At 60.7% G+C, this 17,630-nt stretch carries 20 protein-coding genes and 2 pseudogenes; 11 read left to right on the forward strand and 11 right to left on the reverse strand.

Annotation, left to right across the window (positions count from 1 at the left end):
• Nucleotides 1-130: 130 nt before the first annotated feature.
• Nucleotides 131-2,434, reverse strand: coding sequence for a WD40 repeat domain-containing protein (locus tag EJA05_RS11065; protein ID WP_125858270.1), 2,304 nt, complete (start codon nt 2,432-2,434; stop codon nt 131-133).
• 265 nt (nt 2,435-2,699) lie between these two features.
• Nucleotides 2,700-3,926, reverse strand: coding sequence for an MFS transporter (locus EJA05_RS11070; RefSeq protein WP_125463643.1), 1,227 nt, complete (start codon nt 3,924-3,926; stop codon nt 2,700-2,702).
• 219 nt (nt 3,927-4,145) lie between these two features.
• Between EJA05_RS11070 and EJA05_RS11075 the strand changes: the two are divergent.
• Both EJA05_RS11075 and EJA05_RS11080 read left to right on the forward strand, forming a co-directional pair.
• Nucleotides 4,146-4,583, forward strand: a pseudogene (locus EJA05_RS11075) (GNAT family N-acetyltransferase); the annotation flags it as partial.
• Between the two features lie 18 nt (nt 4,584-4,601).
• A complete protein-coding gene (locus tag EJA05_RS11080; protein ID WP_189654565.1) occupies nt 4,602-5,081 on the forward strand; it encodes a GNAT family N-acetyltransferase in 480 nt (159 codons plus the stop codon).
• A 42-nt stretch (nt 5,082-5,123) separates the two neighbouring features.
• Here the strand turns inward: EJA05_RS11080 and EJA05_RS11085 are convergent, their stop codons facing one another.
• The 4 genes from EJA05_RS11085 to EJA05_RS11100 all read right to left on the reverse strand — a co-directional run bounded on the left by EJA05_RS11085 (nt 5,124) and on the right by EJA05_RS11100 (nt 8,420).
• Nucleotides 5,124-5,507, reverse strand: coding sequence for a tautomerase family protein (locus EJA05_RS11085; protein WP_125858271.1), 384 nt, complete (start codon nt 5,505-5,507; stop codon nt 5,124-5,126).
• Between the two features lie 70 nt (nt 5,508-5,577).
• Complete coding sequence (locus EJA05_RS11090) at nt 5,578-7,182, reverse strand: hypothetical protein (protein ID WP_125858272.1); 1,605 nt, start codon at nt 7,180-7,182, stop codon at nt 5,578-5,580.
• Nucleotides 7,172-7,786, reverse strand: a complete 615-nt coding sequence (locus EJA05_RS11095) for a hypothetical protein (protein ID WP_125463646.1) — start codon at nt 7,784-7,786, stop codon at nt 7,172-7,174. Before EJA05_RS11095 ends, EJA05_RS11090 begins: the two co-directional genes overlap by 11 nt.
• The gene (locus EJA05_RS11100) at nt 7,770-8,420 is read right to left on the reverse strand and encodes a hypothetical protein (protein WP_125463647.1); all 651 of its coding nucleotides are present in this window, start codon (nt 8,418-8,420) and stop codon (nt 7,770-7,772) included. The genes EJA05_RS11095 and EJA05_RS11100 overlap by 17 nt, the downstream gene beginning before the upstream one ends.
• A gap of 231 nt (nt 8,421-8,651) precedes the next feature.
• Between EJA05_RS11100 and EJA05_RS11105 the strand changes: the two genes are divergently transcribed.
• Nucleotides 8,652-8,852 (forward strand): DUF1289 domain-containing protein, encoded by a 201-nt coding sequence (locus EJA05_RS11105; RefSeq protein WP_110995230.1) that lies wholly within the window; start codon nt 8,652-8,654, stop codon nt 8,850-8,852.
• A gap of 8 nt (nt 8,853-8,860) precedes the next feature.
• On the opposite strand, the gene EJA05_RS11110 is transcribed toward EJA05_RS11105, so the two are convergent.
• The gene (locus EJA05_RS11110) at nt 8,861-9,427 is read right to left on the reverse strand and encodes a DUF6630 family protein (protein WP_125463648.1); all 567 of its coding nucleotides are present in this window, start codon (nt 9,425-9,427) and stop codon (nt 8,861-8,863) included.
• 210 nt (nt 9,428-9,637) lie between these two features.
• A complete protein-coding gene (locus tag EJA05_RS11115; RefSeq protein ID WP_125858273.1) occupies nt 9,638-10,084 on the reverse strand; it encodes a MarR family transcriptional regulator in 447 nt (148 codons plus the stop codon).
• A gap of 81 nt (nt 10,085-10,165) precedes the next feature.
• Between EJA05_RS11115 and EJA05_RS11120 the strand changes: the two genes are divergently transcribed.
• From EJA05_RS11120 to EJA05_RS28195, 8 genes are all read left to right on the forward strand, one after another.
• Nucleotides 10,166-11,332 (forward strand): aminotransferase-like domain-containing protein, encoded by a 1,167-nt coding sequence (locus EJA05_RS11120; protein ID WP_125858274.1) that lies wholly within the window; start codon nt 10,166-10,168, stop codon nt 11,330-11,332.
• Between the two features lie 128 nt (nt 11,333-11,460).
• On the forward strand, nt 11,461-11,865 hold the full coding sequence (locus tag EJA05_RS11125) for a hypothetical protein (RefSeq protein WP_125858275.1): 405 nt from the start codon (nt 11,461-11,463) through the stop codon (nt 11,863-11,865).
• A gap of 16 nt (nt 11,866-11,881) precedes the next feature.
• Nucleotides 11,882-12,226: a hypothetical protein gene (locus tag EJA05_RS11130; RefSeq protein ID WP_110995236.1), complete on the forward strand. Its 345-nt coding sequence runs from the start codon at nt 11,882-11,884 to the stop codon at nt 12,224-12,226.
• A gap of 807 nt (nt 12,227-13,033) precedes the next feature.
• Nucleotides 13,034-13,291 (forward strand): hypothetical protein, encoded by a 258-nt coding sequence (locus EJA05_RS11135; protein ID WP_125858276.1) that lies wholly within the window; start codon nt 13,034-13,036, stop codon nt 13,289-13,291.
• Nucleotides 13,292-13,325: 34 nt separating this feature from the next.
• A complete protein-coding gene (locus tag EJA05_RS11140) occupies nt 13,326-13,613 on the forward strand; it encodes a DUF3077 domain-containing protein (RefSeq protein WP_125858277.1) in 288 nt (95 codons plus the stop codon).
• Nucleotides 13,614-13,725: 112 nt separating this feature from the next.
• Nucleotides 13,726-15,924 carry an OsmC domain/YcaO domain-containing protein gene (locus EJA05_RS11145; RefSeq protein WP_125858278.1) on the forward strand — a complete coding sequence of 733 codons (2,199 nt, stop codon included), beginning with the start codon at nt 13,726-13,728 and terminating at the stop codon, nt 15,922-15,924.
• Nucleotides 15,925-16,028: 104 nt separating this feature from the next.
• Nucleotides 16,029-16,169 (forward strand): PA0050 family protein, encoded by a 141-nt coding sequence (locus EJA05_RS11150; RefSeq protein ID WP_125861296.1) that lies wholly within the window; start codon nt 16,029-16,031, stop codon nt 16,167-16,169.
• A gap of 40 nt (nt 16,170-16,209) precedes the next feature.
• On the forward strand, nt 16,210-16,347 hold the full coding sequence (locus EJA05_RS28195) for a PA0050 family protein (RefSeq protein ID WP_167409849.1): 138 nt from the start codon (nt 16,210-16,212) through the stop codon (nt 16,345-16,347).
• A gap of 72 nt (nt 16,348-16,419) precedes the next feature.
• Here the strand turns inward: EJA05_RS28195 and EJA05_RS28200 are convergent, their stop codons facing one another.
• The 3 genes and pseudogenes from EJA05_RS28200 to EJA05_RS11160 form a co-directional block, all read right to left on the reverse strand.
• Nucleotides 16,420-16,575 carry a hypothetical protein gene (locus EJA05_RS28200; RefSeq protein WP_190306054.1) on the reverse strand — a complete coding sequence of 52 codons (156 nt, stop codon included), beginning with the start codon at nt 16,573-16,575 and terminating at the stop codon, nt 16,420-16,422.
• 83 nt (nt 16,576-16,658) lie between these two features.
• Nucleotides 16,659-16,991 (reverse strand): hypothetical protein, encoded by a 333-nt coding sequence (locus tag EJA05_RS11155; protein WP_125858279.1) that lies wholly within the window; start codon nt 16,989-16,991, stop codon nt 16,659-16,661.
• A pseudogene (locus EJA05_RS11160) lies at nt 16,975-17,256 on the reverse strand (DUF4225 domain-containing protein); the annotation flags it as partial. The pseudogene EJA05_RS11160 and the gene EJA05_RS11155, both read right to left, overlap by 17 nt.
• Nucleotides 17,257-17,630 lie beyond the last annotated feature (374 nt).

Consider the following 17,630-nt stretch of genomic DNA (forward strand, 5'->3'; position numbering starts at 1 on the left):
GAAAAGTCTTGAGACGAAGGTCAGGCAAGGCGAAAACAGCCGAGGAAGCGGAGTTTACGGGTTGTAAATGAGCATTCCGAGGCTGTTTTCAACGCAGCATCACCGAGTATCAAGGCTTTTCACACAGAGCCTAGGGTGCAGTGACTGTTTCTGCGAGTACTTCGTTCAACAAGCCTGGAATCCAGCTGACGTCCCGGCACGTTTGAAGACTCAGACGGTGTGCGGTATTCCCGGCACTGTAAAGGTGCACCGCATTATTGGTTTCAATGGCGGAGGTGTCGAAGCGGCCTTTATCGTCGATCACCGTCCATGCGCCGCTTTTCTCGAAGATCAACCGAGCCACGGGCGCAGCTTGCCCGATTTTCCAGATATTCACTGCGCCTGAACTGGAAAGCCCGGCGAACAAGTTATCGTTGAGCGCTGTGATGGTTCCGACTGCGCCGTCCGCCTTGTAATCGATGTGGGCGTGGGCTGGCAAAGCCACTTTTGCGGCGTGAGGTGTTGGTAGTGACGTCACGTGCACCGTCGCGCCATCGGCATAAATGAGCGACTGCCCATCGGCGGAAAAGGCGAAGCCATCGCCCAGTGCTCTTTCACGTGTGATTGTTTTTACCAACCTGTTTTTACGCCAGTCCCAGACTTCAATGTTCGGGTCGCGGGTGAAGGCGATCCATGGATGAGTCGGGGAAAATTCAATCATGGTCGTGACGTCGGGAATGACTGTCTTGAAGGTGCTTTTTCCGGTGCGGGCATCGAAAACCTGCAAATCAGGTGGCTGGAATCGAGCAATGGATTGTTGATCTGCGCTGATTGCCATGGCTGAAACAGCGCCGCGCAATGACAGCGTCTTCTTGGCGGCACCTGTGAAATCCACTTCGTAGAGCGTGGTGTTGGTGGAAAGCAGAACGCTGTTCAGTTCGGACGCGGTTGCATTTTCCCCGATAGTGTCGGACCACGCCTCCACGGCCGTTTTGATTCGCTCAAGGTCCTCTTCTGTGACAGACGCCATCAGCAATCCTGAGCTTTCGCCCAAGGTCGCGACTGACAAGCCTTTGCTGTTCGCGGGTAGACGCACTGGTTCATCCGTGCCGTTTTGGTTTCCGAAAGACCAGTTCCCGTCAGACCGTTCGTAAATACGCAGGGTGGTATCGGGTGCCATCCACGCCGCATGGGTCGCAACTACGTCGACGGGCTTGCTGAACGGGGTGATCTTGCGTTCTTTGATGCTGAGTGAGTAATCGAATTTCTGGCCACTCAGGAAGAGCCGGCCCGGTGGCTGGGGAACAAGCGAAGGAATCTGCAGGCGGCCCTGGACGCGCTGTGCAACGGCGCCGTCTTTACTCACCGAGGCGATCTCGAGTCCCTCATTTCCCGGCATCCGCAGCAGGCGAGGGCTACCATCTTCTCCAAGGGCAAGGATTTCTTTCGATAGTGTTTCATTGATGACTTTGCCGGCCTGAACATCAACGACAAACGAATGCAACTCACCCAATTGCGAAATGACGAGGAATCGCCCCTGCTCACTGAGCGTGAAGCGTGGGAATGCAAAGGGGGCAAGTTTTACGCGATGGGTTTCTTCACCGCTGCGTGCATTGACGATGTGAAGATAGCCCGCTTCATCCATCCATGCGCCGACACTGCCTGACCGGTCCAGTATCACGGAATCCTGCGGCGTGACACTCAATTCGGTGCGCCACAACACAGCATTGTCTTGTGCGCTCACCATGAGCAGGGCGTAGTTCGTGGTGGTTACTTCATTACCGCTCAGTACGTCCTCCACGCCTGGGGGCTGCTCTGCAATCATGGTTTTTGTGAGGACCAACGCCTGGTTGTGCAGTGTGGCCGAGGCTATCAGTGTTGTCCCGGACAGGGTTTCAAACTTACCGGAGGGTTCCAGATTTTTCGAAAACCATTCTATCGTTCCGCGCGGCACGGCAAACTGGGTCAGCGCGGCGCCGCCATTGACGGGGCAGTCGAAGCCCAGTATCGGAGAGAGCCCGGCTGCGCCAGGTTTGGTCACGACTTCGCCCGTGTCCGGATTGAGCAGCCGCAGTGTGCCTGAGTCGCTGCCCGCCACCAGAAGCCGGCTCTTATCGATGAAACACAATTGCTGCAGGCGCTCCTGCGGGAACGACCAGCGCCGAACAGCGTCACCTGTGGCCAGGTCTCTCACAGTAATATCCATGACCGCGCCATAACCGTCGTCAGCGTCGGTGGCCAGCAGGGTGCTGTCTGTTGAAATGGCAAGGTGCCCGCCCAAGGTGCCGGGCTCTTCTACCAGCAACGGGTTTTTGCATGCTGAATCTTGTGCAGAAACGTCGAGCGAGAGGCATGCGCCACAGGCGATAAATAAAGCGATGTGTAGCAATGGCCGGCGGCGGGGACACTGGGGGGGGAGCCAAAAGTCTTTCCACCACGCAAGCCTGATATTCATGACCCTCTCCAACCCTGTTGCTCGTTTCAGCGTGGCGTTGCGATCTGCGCTCAAGTGCTCGACGCAGTAAGGTCAAGGACTGAATGTGTTCCTTGTCGGGAGGTCAGTGCAGAGCGCTACCAACTTAAGAGGTTAGGTGAGCGGGTCACAGGGTCAACTGATTCAATTGAAATAACACGGCTTGAATCGAGTGCGTTCAGGTGAGCCGAGAGTAGCCCCGTACAGACGACCAGACGAGGCTACGTGTCTGTTGGTATTGGTACGGTCAGCCGGGCTGGGCCGCCAGGCTGTTGCTGACATTACGCCCCAGCACCAGCACCGTGACGAGTCCGCAGCCCACCAGCGCCGTGGCCAGGCTCAACAGCACCGAGCTGCCCAACTGGTCGACGATCCGCCCGCCAAAGAACGAGCCCAGCGCGATGATCACCTGGAACATGGCGACGAACAGCGGCATGCCGCGTTCGACATCCTTGGGCGCCACCACGAACATCCAGATGCTGGCGCAGGCCGGGAAAGCGCCGAAGGCGAAGCCCCAGAGCGCGATCAGCATTGCCGCGCCGGTCATGCCGGTGGCGAAGTAGGGGAACAGCGCGGTGCTGATGGCGATCATCAGTGCCACCAGCATCAGCGTATGGCGCACGCTGCGGTTGGCGGCGAAGCCGGCGAACAGGTTGCCCAGCACTCCGGCCACGCCATAGAGCAGCAGCAACGAGCCAATGGTCGGCCCATCGAAGCCGGCACTCTGTTTGAAGAACGGCGCGACATAGGTGTACGCGGCAAAGTGCGCCAGGCCAATCAGCAGTACCGCGATCAAGCCCACCCGTGCCTGTGGGTTGATGAACAGGGCCGGCAGGTCGCTGATGCGGATGGCCCGGTCCGGGTTGAGCCGCGGCAGCAGGAAGACCTGCGCCAGCAGCACCGGCACGCCCACCAGCGCGGTGGCCAGGAAGGTCATGCGCCAGCCCATCAGGCCGCTCAGCCAGGTACCGACGGGCACGCCCAGCACGGTGGCCAGGGTCACACCGACCATGATGATCGAGGTGGCCTGGGCCACGCCCACGCCCTTGGGCGCAAGGCGGCCGCTGAGGGCAATGGCGGTGGCCCAGAAGCCACCGATGCTGATGCCCAGCAGCACACGGCCGAACAGCAGCAGGCTGAAGTCGCTGGCGTAGGCCACGACGGCGTTGGCGATGATCATGACCAGGGTCAGGCCGATCAGCAGGTAGCGGCGGTCCAGGGCGCCGATGCCCACCGACAGCAAGGGGGCGGCGAGGGCGGCCATGATCCCCGGCAGGGTCACCATCAATCCGGCCTGGCCGGCGCTGATGCCGAGGTCGCTGGCGACATCGTTGAGTACGCCCACCGGGAGAAACTCGCTGGTCACCAGGGCGAAGGCGCCCACGGCGACCGAGAGAATCGCCAGCCACTGCTGGCTGACGCTCTGTTGATCATGTTCGGGAAGGCCCTGAGGGGCCTGGCTGGCGCTTGGCATGGTGTTGGGTTCCAAGAGGGAAGGTCGCCTGAAGGCAGGCGCGGGAAGCGGGGAGGCAATTGGGAGGCGATTATAAGAGTCGGTTTCGGCAAGCCGACAGGCGGGGCCTTCGATAGTAATCATCAGTGCAATCGATAAGACACGCCGGGACGCCGTACGCGACCGGGCAATGAGTTGCTATGCTGCCGGCCTCATCGGCAACGACAAGGACGTTTGGAGATGACCGCAACCCTGCGTCAGGCTTCGCCTGGTGATATCGAGCTGCTGTTCGATATCCGCACCAGCGTGAAACAGAATCACCTCTCCCGTGAACAACTGCATGCCATGGGCATCACGGCGGCCACACTCGCTGACGCCATCGGCAGTGGCCCCTGCGCCTGGGTTGCCGAATGGTGCCGGGAGCCTGCCGGATTTGCCATGGTCGATCACGATGAAGGGGAGGTGTTCGCCCTGTTCGTGCGCCCCCAGCACGAAGGCAAGGGCTTGGGGCGCTTGCTGTTGCAGCGGGCGGAACAAGCGCTGTTCCAGCGCCACGAGCGGATCCACCTGACTACCGACGGCAATGAAGTCATTCGGGCGAATGGCTTCTACCGGCGATTGGGGTGGACCTGCGTCGAGGCGGTCGATGACCGGGATGTGCGCTATGAGAAGCGTCGCGTGGAGGGCGGGGTGGGAATGGAGATTCGCCTGACGACGACGCAGGATTGGCAGCGCTTGAAGCAGGTGCGGCTTGCCGCGCTTCTGGATAGCCCAACAGCCTTTGGCGTGAGTTACCAGACTGTCGCCCGCTACAGCGATGAACAGTGGCAGCAACGTGCCTCATCGACGGGCACGGCGTTCTGGTTGGCCGTCCTTGGCGAGGCGCCGCTGGGGATGGTCGGGGCTGCGGTCAGTGACGCCGGGCGCTTCAACCTGATTGGCATGTGGATCGAGCCTACGGCACGGGGCAGTGGCGCTGCGGCCCGCCTGGTCGAGGCGGTCAAGGCCCGTGCCCTGGAACGTGGTCATGACCGTGTCTTTCTCGATGTCGCGCCGGAGAATGCCCGGGCGGTGGGGTTCTATTTGAGGCAGGGCTTTGTCTTCCTCGACGAATGGGAAGCGCTGGAGAGTCATCCGCAGATCAAGGTGCAGACAATGGTCTGGATTGCCGGGTGATGATGCAGGGCTCTGCCTCGGTGAGCGCAAAGCTCGACTTGGTCATACGGCGTACTGCGCGACCCCATGGCCGAACGACCAGTTCTCCTTGCGCACCTCGACCAGGTTGATGAACACATCCTCCATGCGCACCCCCGCCTGCTGGTTGAGCCCTTCGGCAATGGCCAGGTACAGCGCCTGCTTCTGCTCGACGGTGCGGCCTTCACTGAGGGTGATTTGGATGAACACCTGGCAGTCCGAGCGCTGGATGCCCAGGTATTGCGGGTCGTTCACCAGGCGGTCATGGTCATGCTCGGTCAGGACCTGGAAATTATCGTGGTCGGGGACGTTGATGGTGCGCTTCATGCTGGCATAAACGACCTCGCCGATTTTGCGCACATGGTTGCGGTCGGGGTGCCTTTTGATATCGATACGGACCAGAGGCATGGTGGGCTCCTTGCGAAGGATCATGGAAGAGCGAGGGCCGCCAGCGCGAGAGAGGGCGGCGCAAGGGCCCTCAGTCGGTGGGATAAATGTTCCAGGAAACGCTGTATTCAAGGGGGGCGGTAGCGGTCTTGTCTTTTTTCCTCGAACTGAGCGACAAGCTCGCTTCGCTGTAACCGGTCAGGTTTTCGAACGTCAAGCGGCGCTTGGGAGGATCGGGTTTTTCATCCGAGGTGATCTTGACGCCCTTGGCGTCACACAGCTTTTTAAAATCACCAGCAGTGGCCTCGTACACCTTGATCGCTTCTTGAAGGCTGTCGCCCGAGTAGAGCGTGACAGCCGCGAATGGGTTGGTTGCCTGCTGGTACAGGGTTACATCCGCAGCCCCGGGGACGGCGATCGTCGAATGGAACACGTTGTCGTTGAACCCTGGGTTTACAGGGGCCGCCGCGATGTCAGCGAAGTTTTTCTTCGCGGCCATACCGATTCGCACCAATGCCGAAGCCATCTGTTCAGGTGCACTCGAACCAAGGTTGTTCCAATTGTTATTGCAGTTTGGCATGGCTACTTTAGTGCCAAGGTAGCTGGCGGATACCAGTGCATTCTTGTCGAAAGGAATCTCCCAGGAAAAGCCTGAACGCTGGTTCGGGTCGTAGGAGGCGAACGTATAGGTCCCTGAAAGGACGCCTTTCGAACGGGGTGGAATCTCAACCGAACTGTAAGCGGCATCCGATATGACGTAGTCCTCATAACGATCGTCTGCACCTTTGGGGTAGCTGCCGGAGAGCACAATCAAGTTGATGGCCACGGTGTACGGTGCGGTATTGGTAATGGTGTAGTTGTACTTCTTGTGGATGCGAAAGTTCTCATCGGTTTCTATGGTGTCATCGCTCACGTCCATCCTGGTGTTCATCGCGATTGCGTTGACCGCCGTTTGTGTCGTACGGGTGATCGCGTTGCAAAGTGTCATACTCCAGGCCCGTTCATCGCTGATATCGTTCGGGCCCAGCAGTTTCAGCACGGCGGCCCGTGCCTGTTCGGCGCGTTCGCCCTGTTGATCGGAGGCGGTAATCCAGGTGTGCATGGCACGTATCAGGCCGAACTGCACGGCCAGTGCTCGCTCGCGCTTGTCGAGGTGCCCGGACAAGGTCTTCGAGGCAACATCCTGCTGTTCGGCATGGGCGCCAAGCTGCTTGAACAGACGCGCCGTCGCCAGTAGCTCTTTCCCACCCGCGCCCGTCTTGTCAGACAGCGAGACCCCCATGATCTGGGTTTCAAGCGTCGCCGTGGCCGACAGCATATCTGCCTGGCATTCAAAGGCCTTGCGGGACGGGTCGGCAGGGGAAACGTCGGGGATGTCGTGGCTTTGCGCAACATGAACCAGTTCGTGGAGCATCACGAAGCGCAGTGCGGACTGGACCTGGTTCTCTGGCAGGTCGCGGGTGAAGTGTGCAAGGAAGTCCTTGCCGACCAGGATGTTGCCATCGACCCCCGTGGCTATCTGGTTGCCCTCGACCTTTTGCAGTGACGTCGCCGGGATGTGCCAGCGCTGCTCGGCCAGCTGTTTCATTTCGTCGAACACAGCGTCGATGGGCTCGCTGCGCGCGCTAGTCGATACAGCCAGTGCGCAGAGCAGGCAAATGCACTGGACGAGCGCGAATGGTCTTTCAAGGCGCATGGCTCAACCTCTCCCCAGGGCGTGTTGGCGCGGCCAGGCCATAGGCAATGGAGATGACGGCGCAGGCCAGGGCGCACCAAATGACCAGGAATATGACGACCAGCGAAGCAAAGCGGGCGATCAGCGCAGTGGGGGCGTACATGCGCTCGGTGACCCCGGCATAATCGGCCAGCAGCTCGGAGCATGTGGGTGTCTGCGACGCGTCGAATGTCGCCAGGTAGCTCAACAAGTCTGCTGTCGGTGACAGGCCGATCACCAGGCGTACTTCCTGGGTGTATTGGCAGGTCCAAAGCGAGCGCAGGATCATGAACGAGAAGAAGGCCAGCAGGAACAGCCCGCCACTGACAAGGGCCAGGCGAGTCCAGAACGGCCTGGCTTTGCGCTCGCTCGCCCGGTAGGCGAACAGGGTGATGAACCCGGTGATCAGGGCGACCAATACATTGGCGCAGGCCAGCACCGTGCTGTCGAGGTCGGAGACGGATGAGAGCTTGATGGCGAAGCTGAAGTTCGCGCAGAAGGTAACGGCAATCCAGGTTGATACGGCCAGAATCGGCTTCCACAGCGCTTTTACATCCGGCGGCGAGGGGTCAGAAGTTCGAGACATCTATTCTCACCTCCTCGGTGGGTTTGGACGACAGACCGATCAGGAGGTCTCGGCTAAGCAGGAGTGTTTTCCCCTTGTACAGTTGCAGCCGATAGCGCCCGGGCGGCATGGGTAGGGTCGCCTGGTTGGTTTCCGAGGCAAAAGGGAAGCGCGCATGGCTTTTCTGCGTGGCGTCGCGAAAGGGGTTGCAGGTCACTGTGTAACCCGGCTCATCTTTGTCGCCGCGAATGGTGACGACGCTGACCGTTACCAGCATCGGCCTGTCGAAGGGGGAGAAGCCGGAGGTGCTGAACAGGAACTGGCGTTTCAGCTCGGCGTCCTGTCGGACCGCGCTCATGACTTCAATGGCGTCTTTGCGGTCGTGGGCACCAAGCGCACGGGAAAGCTGCTCTCGATAGGCCTCTATCGATGCATTGAACGCTGTGGGAAGGGGGGCCTCACGGCCATTGAACTCTTTGACGATCGCGTCAAAGGCGCTTGAGGTCTTGTCGATTTCGGCCTGAAGCGCGTCGTTGTCCGCGCTGTTCTGGTCTGACAATTGAGCCAGCAACGGATAGAGCGAAGCGAACGCTTCTGTGCCGAAACTGGAAGCGTGGCCAATAGGGATGCAGAGAAATGCATAGAGCACTGCCATGGCAAACGAACGGGCTATGCCGCTTCGTGTTGGTGTGTGTCCTGTAGGCACTTTTACTCCTCCACTGGTCAGGGAGCAGTCATGCGTCTTCTCAGCGTAGGCGAGCCGGTCTTGCCGTCAACTGGTGCCCGGGGGCTCCCCGCTGTACGCAACAGGCTGTCGGCCTGGGCCAGGGCAGGTGGCAGGCCGGCGCTTCTGGCGTATCATCCGCGCCCGCAACCGGAGCAGCCCATGGCCAAAGACATCGACAACCCCTGCGTCTCGCTGTGCCAGCTCAACAGCGAGCTGTGCGTAAGCTGTGGCCGCACCCGCGAAGAAATCCGCAAATGGCGCGGCATGAAGCGCCCGGAGAAGATGGCGACGGTGCAGCGCGCCGCCACCCGGATGAAGGCCATCGTCAAGAAAAACGCTAAACGCCAGGCAAACGAATAGCGCCGCGTTCAGAAGCTTTCCAGGCCCGCCTCGATGCCGGCCTGCTGCGCCAGTTCGATCATGCTGTCGACCTGGTCGGCCGCGACGATGCAGCCCACGTACTCGTCGCCGCCGGTGTCCAGTTGCAGGAAGCGTTTGCCCTGGCCGGCCAGCCAATGGTCAAAGCCGCTTAGTACCTGGGCCATGGTCTGAGTGCCGTTGTGTTCATAGACATAGTCCTCGGTGATACCGCTGGCCTTGACCAGGTGAGGGGCCAAGTACTCGAAACTGTCGAAACCGTTCCAGTCCACGGCCAGCAGCGCCCGCTGTTCAAGCGGCAAGGCCTTGTCCGGGGCCAGCAAGGCCAAGCTCAGCGCGCTGGCCGGCTCCTCGCCCTGGCCGTAGATGCGCAGCACCCGCCTGACCAGCCGGGCGCGATCCTGCTCGGGCAGGTGCGCCAGCAGGGCTTGGGTGAAGGCCTTGAGGCCTGGGCGGTAGGGGTGCAGCTCGCGCATGATCGCCGCGTCGCTGAGCGTCGGCTCATCCGGTGGCGGCTGGGTGAAACGGCCGCCGAACAAACGGTCGAAAAGTCCCATTCTGTGTCCTGTGCGCTCCATTGACGGGCTAAGCAGAGCATAGCCACTACCATGCACCAAGGCCGGCGCCGGTACTTTCACAGGAATAATTGGCCCGAAACAAACTGTGGGAGCGGGGAACCGCCGCTCCCACATTTGTTTCGGGCCAGTTATGCCTGGGCCATCACCGCTGTCCGCCTTGTTGGCATGGCATGAAGTCGCGGTCATCTCTCAATCAGTCGACAGCGGGTTCCCGGCCAGTGCCTGGTTGACCGCCAGCCAGCCATTGACCGCCGCTTCCCCGGCCTCGGCAAACACCCGCTCCAGCAGCTTCACCTGCTCACGGCGCAGGGCCTGCTCCAGGCGCGCGCCTTCTTCGGTCAGTTGCAGCAGGCGCATGCGCTTGTCGGCCTCGGACGGCAGGCTGTCCACCAAGCGCATCTCCATCAGCTGGCGCAGCGGCATGTTCAACGCCTGCTTGCTCACCCCGAGCACGGCCAGCAGTTCCTTGACGCTCAGGTTCGGGTAACGGGCGATGAAAAACACGATCCGCTGGTGCACCCGGCCCAGGCCCCGGCGTTCGAGCATTTCGTCAGCCTTGGCGGTGAACGCCTGGTAGCCGAAGAAGAACGCCTCCATGGCTTGTTGCTGTGAAGTTGGGTTCTTAAGGTCAATCATGTTGACTTATCCGTGAAGGTCGTCGTAGTTTCGGTCAAGCAGTTTGACTTATTTCCTCCACGCCCCGCTACCGGTGATCCCATGGCCTTTTCTGAACGTGTCACGCGCTTAAAGAGTTCCCTGATCCGTGAAATCCTAGCCGCGGCCCAGCGCCCGGAGGTGATGTCGTTCGCCGGCGGCCTGCCGGCCGAGGCCATGTTGCCCAAGGTGGTGTGGGATGAAATGCCGGTCGCCATGGGCCAGTACGGCATGAGCGAGGGCGAGCCGGCCCTGCGCGAGGCCTTGGCGGCCGAGGCGCGGGCGTTGGGTATCGATTGCCAGGCCAGCCAGGTGCTGGTGGTCAGCGGCTCGCAGCAGGCGCTGGACCTGGCGGCCAAGCTGTACCTGGACAAGGGCACCGAAGTGCTGCTGGAAGCCCCGACCTACCTGGCCGCGCTGCAGATCTTCCAGCTGTTCGGCGCCGATTGCCTGGCCGTGCCGATGCAAGCCGACGGGCCGGACCTGGCCGCCTTGCGCCAGCGTCTGCAACAGCATCGCCCGGCGTTCATCTACCTGATCCCGACTTTCCAGAACCCGTCCGGCCTGCGCTACAGCGAGGCCAAGCGCGACGCCGTGGCAGCATTGCTGGACGAGTTCGGCGTCACCTTGATCGAAGACGAGCCTTACCGCGAACTGAGTTTCGACGGTGGCAGCGCCTCACCCATCGTCAGCCGCCTGCGCAAGGCCAGCTGGATCTACACCGGCACCGTGTCGAAAACCCTGCTGCCGGGGTTGCGGGTCGGCTACTTGATTGCCAGCCCTGATCTGTTCCCGTACCTGCTACGGCTCAAACAGGCCGCCGACCTGCACACCAACCGTGTCGGCCAGTGGCAGGTGCTGCAGTGGTTGGGCAGCGAGCAGCATCGGCAGCACCTGGGGACCCTGCGTGACTACTACCGCGAGCGCCGCGATGCGTTCCAGGCCGCGCTGCAAACGCACTTTGCCGACCTTGCCGACTGGCAGCAGCCCGAGGGCGGGCTGTTCTTCTGGCTGACCCTCAAGCAGCCGCTGGATACCCGCACCTTGCTGGCGGCTGCATTGGCGGTGGATGTGGCGTTCATGCCGGGCGAGCCGTTCTTCCCAGAGCCGGACCAGCATCATGGGCATTTGCGGCTGAACTTCAGCCATGTGGCGCCGGGGCAGTTGGAGGAAGGGTTGCGACGCCTGGCGCAGGTGGTGCGCGAGGGGCGGCGGGCGAGGGCGGCTTGAATCTTCGCTGACGCTAATGGTCTCGTGGGAGCGGGCTTGCCCCGCGATAGAGTGTTGCACTTGCCATCAGGCATTTCTCGACCATCCTTCTTCCTGGCGCCTCCCACGCTGCCCAAGGAGATTCACGGATGTTCAAGCATCGCTTCGTCCCCGCCATGCTGCTGGGCGCATTGGCCCTGGCCCTCACGGCGTGCAGCAGCATCGACGCCCGCACCACCGAATACGTCGGTGCGCCGCACCCGGCGCCAACCCTGCCGGGCAACGTGGAGATCCTGCGCAGCGAGCCGACCCGGCCCCATGTGCGCTTGGGCGAGATCGTGGTCGATGCCGGTACCGATGGGGCGGCTTCGGTCAGCGAAATTGAGCAGAAGTTGCGCAGCGAGGCTGCAAGCATTGGTGGCGATGCCGTTGTGGTGGTGTATGACCGCATCCAGCCGGTAGCGGCTTATGTCAGCGGGCCGTTGTGGGACCGCGATATTCGCTCCATCGAGGGGCGCAAGTTGAAGGGCATCGTCATTCGCTATAACCGCTGAATCGGGAGCGCGGACCATGCGCAGGCTGTGGCGAAAGTACCTCGAACTGCTTGAGGCCGACCTGAGCACCAAGGTCTTCGACAACTTCAAGAACTTGCTGGTGTGCGCGCTGCTGTTTGCGGCGGGGACCGAGGCTATTCATGGCAATCAGCAGGTTTTGCTCGGGCTGTGGGTTTCCAGCTTTACCGGGTGGGGGTTGATCCTGGTGTCGGCGTTGTTGTTGCTGCTCAATGTCAGCGATACCTTGCATCGGTTGGCCAAATTGCCTTATCACACGGTGTTGCAGGTGATCTTGTGCGTGCTTTATCTGGTGCTGGCTTCGCGAGTGGTTGAGATTGTGTGGAGTTTTCGGGCGGAGTAAGTCTTGAGTCTGGCGCAGCGTCATCAGCGCGCACCTCTGAATCGAGGTGAACCAACAAGGCGGACCAGGTAATGGCACAGGAAAGACTGGCCCGAAACAAACTGTGGGAGCGGGTTTACCCGCGAAGCGCCGCGCGGGCGGCGCTCGATCTCATAGGCGCTGCAAAAACACCGGCAGGCACCTTGTGGCCCTCACCCAATATTCCGACATGCACTTGGTAGCCATAACCGAGTCCTCATTAATCAGGCCCAGTGCTGTGATGTCCGGTCGCCCGCCGTGGGATCGCATGTGGGCCACCATGTGCAAGCCGAAAGATCTGCAGCGTTCTCAAGATCGAGCGCCGCCCGCGCGGCGCTTCGCGGGTAAACCCGCTCCCACAGTTTGTTTCGGGCCAGTCTTTCCTGTGCCATTACCTGGTCCGCCTTGTTGGTACGACGCGGAATCGCGGTGCGCGCTGACGGCCCCATGTCCTACATGAATGAATCGGATTTTCCCTCTTCTGCGTAGGTCCTTTCCGAAGCATGCTTCCAAGGCTTTTGCGCCATCGAACTGAGGTCTAGTCTCGCCCAGCCGCTGCAAATTCAGCGGCCGGGTCTGCAAGCCCGTGCGGGACAACTAGATCAGCAACACCATCAGTCTTCGGCTTCTGGCACCTGACTGTGCTTTATGGTGGCTGCGTGCGGGTGACCTTCGGGTCAGCCGGGCTTTCTCTAGTTGCCCCGGTCTTGCAGGCCCGTACGTAGCCGCCCCCCCTCCACCTGCAAGTGTTCGGTGGCGGTCCGATAAGCACAACTAGAGACTGTTGTCATGCTCAAAATCGTCCCCGACCCACCCCATTCCCCCGATATCCCCCAATACCTCGAAGACACCCTGGTCGAAGCCATGGAGCACGCCCTGTGCGGCCTGGCCGTGGCCCATCAATCCCTCACCTACCTGCCCCGATCACCGGCCACCATCATGCTGATGACCGTGATGCACGAACTCGAAGCCCTGCGCACCCTGATGGATTGCGCGCTGGCCCAGTTGCAGCGCAGGGCACAGCCCAGCGAGCACAGCTTGCACTGAGCGCCTGCACTCAACCCCCAATGGAGGCATTCACATGAAAAACGACTTACCCGAAGGCATCGGCAAACTCGGCTACACCGTCGGTTCGGCCACTTGCATCGCGGGCGTGGGCGAGGGCAAGCGGCTGTTTCGCGTAGAGCCCGGCAACTGCGCCGACCACGCCCTGGAGCAAGCCAGCGAACTGCTGGACAGCGCCCGCCGGGCGTCATTCATCGGCGTGATGGACAACGACCCGGTGCTGGTCTGGGCCGGGTATTTTCTCGGCGACCTGGCCAAGGCCCTGATGGATGACGCACACATGGGCATGCGCAAAGCCCCATGAGCGGACGGCCGGGGGGCCCGTTACCGGTCGCCCGGCGGCATGCCAAGACATTCGCTGCCGAATCCCGGATAATACCCGCCATTTTCCGCCCCGCTTCCTGGTACCCCCTCGCATGGAAATCAAGGTCAATTTTCTCGACAACCTCCGTCTCGAAGCCAAGTTCGACGACTTCACGGTGATCGCCGACCAGCCGATCCGCTACAAAGGCGATGGCTCGGCCCCGGGGCCGTTCGACTATTTCCTGGCGTCCTCGGCGCTGTGCGCGGCGTACTTCGTCAAGCTGTACTGCCAGACCCGCGACATCCCCACCGAGAACATCCGCCTGTCGCAGAACAACATCGTCGACCCGGAGAACCGCTACAACCAGATCTTCAAGATCCAGGTCGAGCTGCCCGAAGACATCAGCGACAAGGACCGCCAGGGCATCCTGCGCTCCATCGACCGCTGCACCGTGAAGAAAGTGGTGCAGACCGGCCCCGAGTTCATCATCGAACAGGTCGACAACCTCGACGCCGACGCCCAGGCGCTGCTGATGCCGGTGTCGGACAGCACCACCTACATCCCCGGCAAGGACCTGCCGCTGGAGCAGACCATCGCCAACATGTCGGCGATCCTCGCCAACCTGGGGATGAAGATCGAGATCGCTTCGTGGCGCAACATCGTGCCTAACGTGTGGTCGCTGCACGTGCGCGACGCGCAGTCGCCGATGTGCTTCACCAACGGCAAGGGCGCCACCAAGGAAGCCGCGCTGGCTTCGGCGCTGGGCGAGTTCATCGAGCGCCTGAACTGCAACTTCTTCTACAACGACCAGTTCTGGGGCGAGGACATCGCCAACGCGCCGTTCGTGCACTACCCCAACGAGCAGTGGTTCAAGCCCGGGCCCAAGGACGCGCTGCCAGAAGAAATCCTCGACCAGCACTGCCTGGCGATCTTCAACCCCGACGGCGAGCTGCGCGGCTCGCACCTGTACGACACCAACTCGGGCAACAAGGAACGCGGCATCTGCTCGCTGCCGTTCGTGCGACAGTCCGACGCTGAGACGGTGTATTTCCCGTCCAACCTGATCGAGAACCTGTACCTGAGCAACGGCATGAGCGCCGGCAACACCCTGGCCGAAGCCCAGGTGCAGTGCCTGTCGGAGATCTTCGAGCGGGCGGTCAAGCGCGAGATCCTCGAAGACGAGCTGTGCCTGCCGGACGTGCCGCAGGAGGTGCTGGCCAAGTACCCGGGTATCGTCGCCGGTATCCAGGGGCTGGAAGAGCAGGGCTTCCCGGTGCTGGTCAAGGACGCCTCGCTGGGCGGTGAATTCCCGGTGATGTGCGTGACCCTGATGAACCCGCGCACCGGCGGCGTGTTCGCCTCGTTCGGCGCCCACCCAAGCTTCGAAGTGGCGCTGGAGCGCAGCCTCACCGAACTGCTGCAGGGCCGCAGCTTCGAAGGCCTTAACGACCTGCCGCAGCCGACCTTCGACAGCCTGGCAGTGACCGAGCCGAACAACTTCGTCGAGCACTTCATCGACTCCAGTGGCGTGGTGTCGTGGCGCTTCTTCGGCGCCAAGCCCGACTACGAATTCGTCGAGTGGGACTTCAGCGGCCATGGCGAGGACTCCAACGTACAAGAGTCCGACACCTTGTTCGGCATCCTCCAGGACATGGGCAAGGAAGTGTACATGGCCGTCTACGACAACCTCGGCGCCACCGCCTGCCGCATTCTGGTGCCCGGCTACTCGGAGATCTACCCGGTCGAGGACCTGATCTGGGACAACACCAACCGCGCGCTGGGTTTCCGCGCCGACATCCTCAACCTGCACAGCCTCGACAACCGCTCGCTGAAGCTGCTGCTCAAGCGCCTGGACAATGCCGAGGTGGATGACTACACCACCATCACCACGCTGATCGGCGTGGAGTTCGACGACAACACGGTGTGGGGCCAGCTGACCATCCTCGAGCTGAAGCTGCTGATCCAGCTGGCGGTGCAGCGCTTCGAAGAGGCCAAGGAACTGGTGGAAATGTTCCTGCAGTTCAACGACAACACCGTTGAGCGCGGGCTGTTCTACCAGGCGCTGAACGTGGTGCTGGAGGTGGTGCTGGACGACGAGTTGCAGATGGAAGATTACGAGCACAACTTGCGTCGCATGTTCGGCAACGAGCGCATGGACGCGGTGCTGGGCTCGGTGGATGGCAGCGTGCGTTTCCACGGCCTGACCCCGACCAGCATGAAGCTCGAAGGCCTGGACCGCCACCTGCGCCTGGTGGAGAGCTACAAGAAGCTGCATGCGGCGCGGGCGAAGGCGGCTGGGTTGCAGGGCTGATCAGCGAAAGCTGGCGCGATCGCCGGGTTTGGTCTTAGCTGTCCCGGGGCCGGCGGTTCATGCGCCGGCATCCCGAAGGACAGACCAGGACCAAGGAGGTCATGTTGAAAGGCAAATTGCTGGCGGCATTGCTGCTGCTGTGGATGTGCTCGATGACGGCGTACGCCGATTGCGCGGTGCTGGGGCCGCAACCGGACCCTTGCGCGGGGCCTGTGCTCGGCCCCACCGAGTGCGTCTGCCCCTGAGGCAAACAAGGAATGTTCGAAAAAGACCAGGAGGTCGAAAATGAAGAAGGTGCTGTTGGCTGTGCTGTTTTCCCTGGGCTTCTCGCTGACCGCCCAGGCCTCGTGCCCGGTGTTCGGGCCGGGTAAGGATCCGTGTGCAGGGCCGGTATTCGGGCCATCTACCTGCCAATGCCCGTGAGTTTTGCATTGTAGGAATGGGGCTGCTTCGCAGCCCTTTTCTGTTGCTTGAGGTCACCTGATGAGCGCGCAATTAAAGCGCCACCTCTATGTAGCCTTCTCCCGAGCGGATGGTCCAATAATCTGCTTCTAGAACAGGCCGAAGCAACGCCCCCACCGACAGTGCCGCATCGGTATTCCCTAAATTTTTATAAACTTCACGATAGCCTTTCCTGGTCGGTCCCTCCATGCATCTCGTCCTTCATGGAACTATCTTGAACTCCCATGAACCCCCACCATGCCCCTGCTATTCAGTCTTGGCAAAATTTTGGATCAGTCAACGCTTCGTGAGGTATAAGCCCAAATGTGGAAAAAGAACATTGCCGCAGTAAGGAAAACCACAAACCAAAAACCGAAATCAGTTATAGAGTTATAGGGGGGTCGGATAAGTCCCTCTCCGCTCATCATTTCAATATAAACTCCACCCATAAAGCCATTGAACAATATCGAGCCTGAAAATTGCAAAAATCTATCCAGGTTTTTGAAAGCAAATCTATTAAGCAGCAAGCTGATTGCGATATCGCATATCGCATATCGCATATCGCATATCGCATATCGCATATCGCAAAAAGCCCCAGAAGCAGCAACTTCATTCTTTGTACTCATTCACCCATTGCTTAATGGTCATGCCAGATGTGGAAAGCTCGATTCCAAGCCCTCCCTTACCTAGCTGTCTTATTTTTCGCTCTTTGTCAGCATCCATATATCGATATGGCCGCCATGCATCTCGCCTTGGAACCTTTCGCCACAACGCCCGCCCCGACAGGAAAAGATCCGCCGTGTAGTAAGCGAGATTGCCATCCCGCTCGCTATATCCCAGGCTCTTGGCCGCATCCTGATAGAACTCCCTCTCAGGCCCGACCACTCCTTGTAGAGAAAGGAGCGCAGCCTACGAAAACACTCAGGGCGTGTATGCCGGACGCTTCTGAATTATTCGGCCTTCGCGGAACGCTCTGTTTATTGAGCCTGATTGCTACGGGTGATTGGCCATGGCCGAACAAGCCTCGGGCGAGTACGAGACCATCTACGGCAAAGGGGAGCGCCATCACAGTTGCGAAATGGCTGCAGAGCAGCCCCTGTATTCTTGCTTCGACCACAAATCCGGGGGCCGCTGCGTGACCCTTTCGCGGCACAAGGCTGCTCCTACAGGGGGTGTGTCATCTGGCCAAGGGCTATGTCGCTCCCCATCACCTCGCTCGTCGGATTCATGCAAGTACGCGTCTAAATATTGATGTGGCTGCCAGG

The sequence above is a fragment of the Pseudomonas oryziphila genome, assembly GCF_003940825.1.
Taxonomy (GTDB): Bacteria; Pseudomonadota; Gammaproteobacteria; order Pseudomonadales; family Pseudomonadaceae; genus Aquipseudomonas; species Aquipseudomonas sichuanensis.

What these genes read in the sequence shown, in the direction of transcription:
- EJA05_RS11095 (WP_125463646.1), bottom strand. Translation starts at nt 7,786, where the DNA reads ATGTCTCGAACTTCTGACCCCTCGCCGCCGGATGTAAAAGCGCTGTGG.
- EJA05_RS11155 (WP_125858279.1), bottom strand. Translation starts at nt 16,991, where the DNA reads ATGAGTACAAAGAATGAAGTTGCTGCTTCTGGGGCTTTTTGCGATATG.
- EJA05_RS11130 (WP_110995236.1), top strand. Translation starts at nt 11,882, where the DNA reads ATGCGCAGGCTGTGGCGAAAGTACCTCGAACTGCTTGAGGCCGACCTG.
- EJA05_RS11110 (WP_125463648.1), bottom strand. Translation starts at nt 9,427, where the DNA reads ATGGGACTTTTCGACCGTTTGTTCGGCGGCCGTTTCACCCAGCCGCCA.
- EJA05_RS11065 (WP_125858270.1), bottom strand. Translation starts at nt 2,434, where the DNA reads ATGAATATCAGGCTTGCGTGGTGGAAAGACTTTTGGCTCCCCCCCCAG.
- EJA05_RS11070 (WP_125463643.1), bottom strand. Translation starts at nt 3,926, where the DNA reads ATGCCAAGCGCCAGCCAGGCCCCTCAGGGCCTTCCCGAACATGATCAA.
- EJA05_RS11135 (WP_125858276.1), top strand. Translation starts at nt 13,034, where the DNA reads ATGCTCAAAATCGTCCCCGACCCACCCCATTCCCCCGATATCCCCCAA.
- EJA05_RS11140 (WP_125858277.1), top strand. Translation starts at nt 13,326, where the DNA reads ATGAAAAACGACTTACCCGAAGGCATCGGCAAACTCGGCTACACCGTC.
- EJA05_RS11105 (WP_110995230.1), top strand. Translation starts at nt 8,652, where the DNA reads ATGGCCAAAGACATCGACAACCCCTGCGTCTCGCTGTGCCAGCTCAAC.
- EJA05_RS28200 (WP_190306054.1), bottom strand. Translation starts at nt 16,575, where the DNA reads ATGGAGGGACCGACCAGGAAAGGCTATCGTGAAGTTTATAAAAATTTA.
- EJA05_RS11115 (WP_125858273.1), bottom strand. Translation starts at nt 10,084, where the DNA reads ATGATTGACCTTAAGAACCCAACTTCACAGCAACAAGCCATGGAGGCG.
- EJA05_RS11085 (WP_125858271.1), bottom strand. Translation starts at nt 5,507, where the DNA reads ATGCCTCTGGTCCGTATCGATATCAAAAGGCACCCCGACCGCAACCAT.
- EJA05_RS11120 (WP_125858274.1), top strand. Translation starts at nt 10,166, where the DNA reads ATGGCCTTTTCTGAACGTGTCACGCGCTTAAAGAGTTCCCTGATCCGT.
- EJA05_RS11090 (WP_125858272.1), bottom strand. Translation starts at nt 7,182, where the DNA reads ATGCGCCTTGAAAGACCATTCGCGCTCGTCCAGTGCATTTGCCTGCTC.
- EJA05_RS11125 (WP_125858275.1), top strand. Translation starts at nt 11,461, where the DNA reads ATGTTCAAGCATCGCTTCGTCCCCGCCATGCTGCTGGGCGCATTGGCC.
- EJA05_RS28195 (WP_167409849.1), top strand. Translation starts at nt 16,210, where the DNA reads ATGAAGAAGGTGCTGTTGGCTGTGCTGTTTTCCCTGGGCTTCTCGCTG.
- EJA05_RS11145 (WP_125858278.1), top strand. Translation starts at nt 13,726, where the DNA reads ATGGAAATCAAGGTCAATTTTCTCGACAACCTCCGTCTCGAAGCCAAG.
- EJA05_RS11080 (WP_189654565.1), top strand. Translation starts at nt 4,602, where the DNA reads ATGGAGATTCGCCTGACGACGACGCAGGATTGGCAGCGCTTGAAGCAG.
- EJA05_RS11100 (WP_125463647.1), bottom strand. Translation starts at nt 8,420, where the DNA reads ATGGCAGTGCTCTATGCATTTCTCTGCATCCCTATTGGCCACGCTTCC.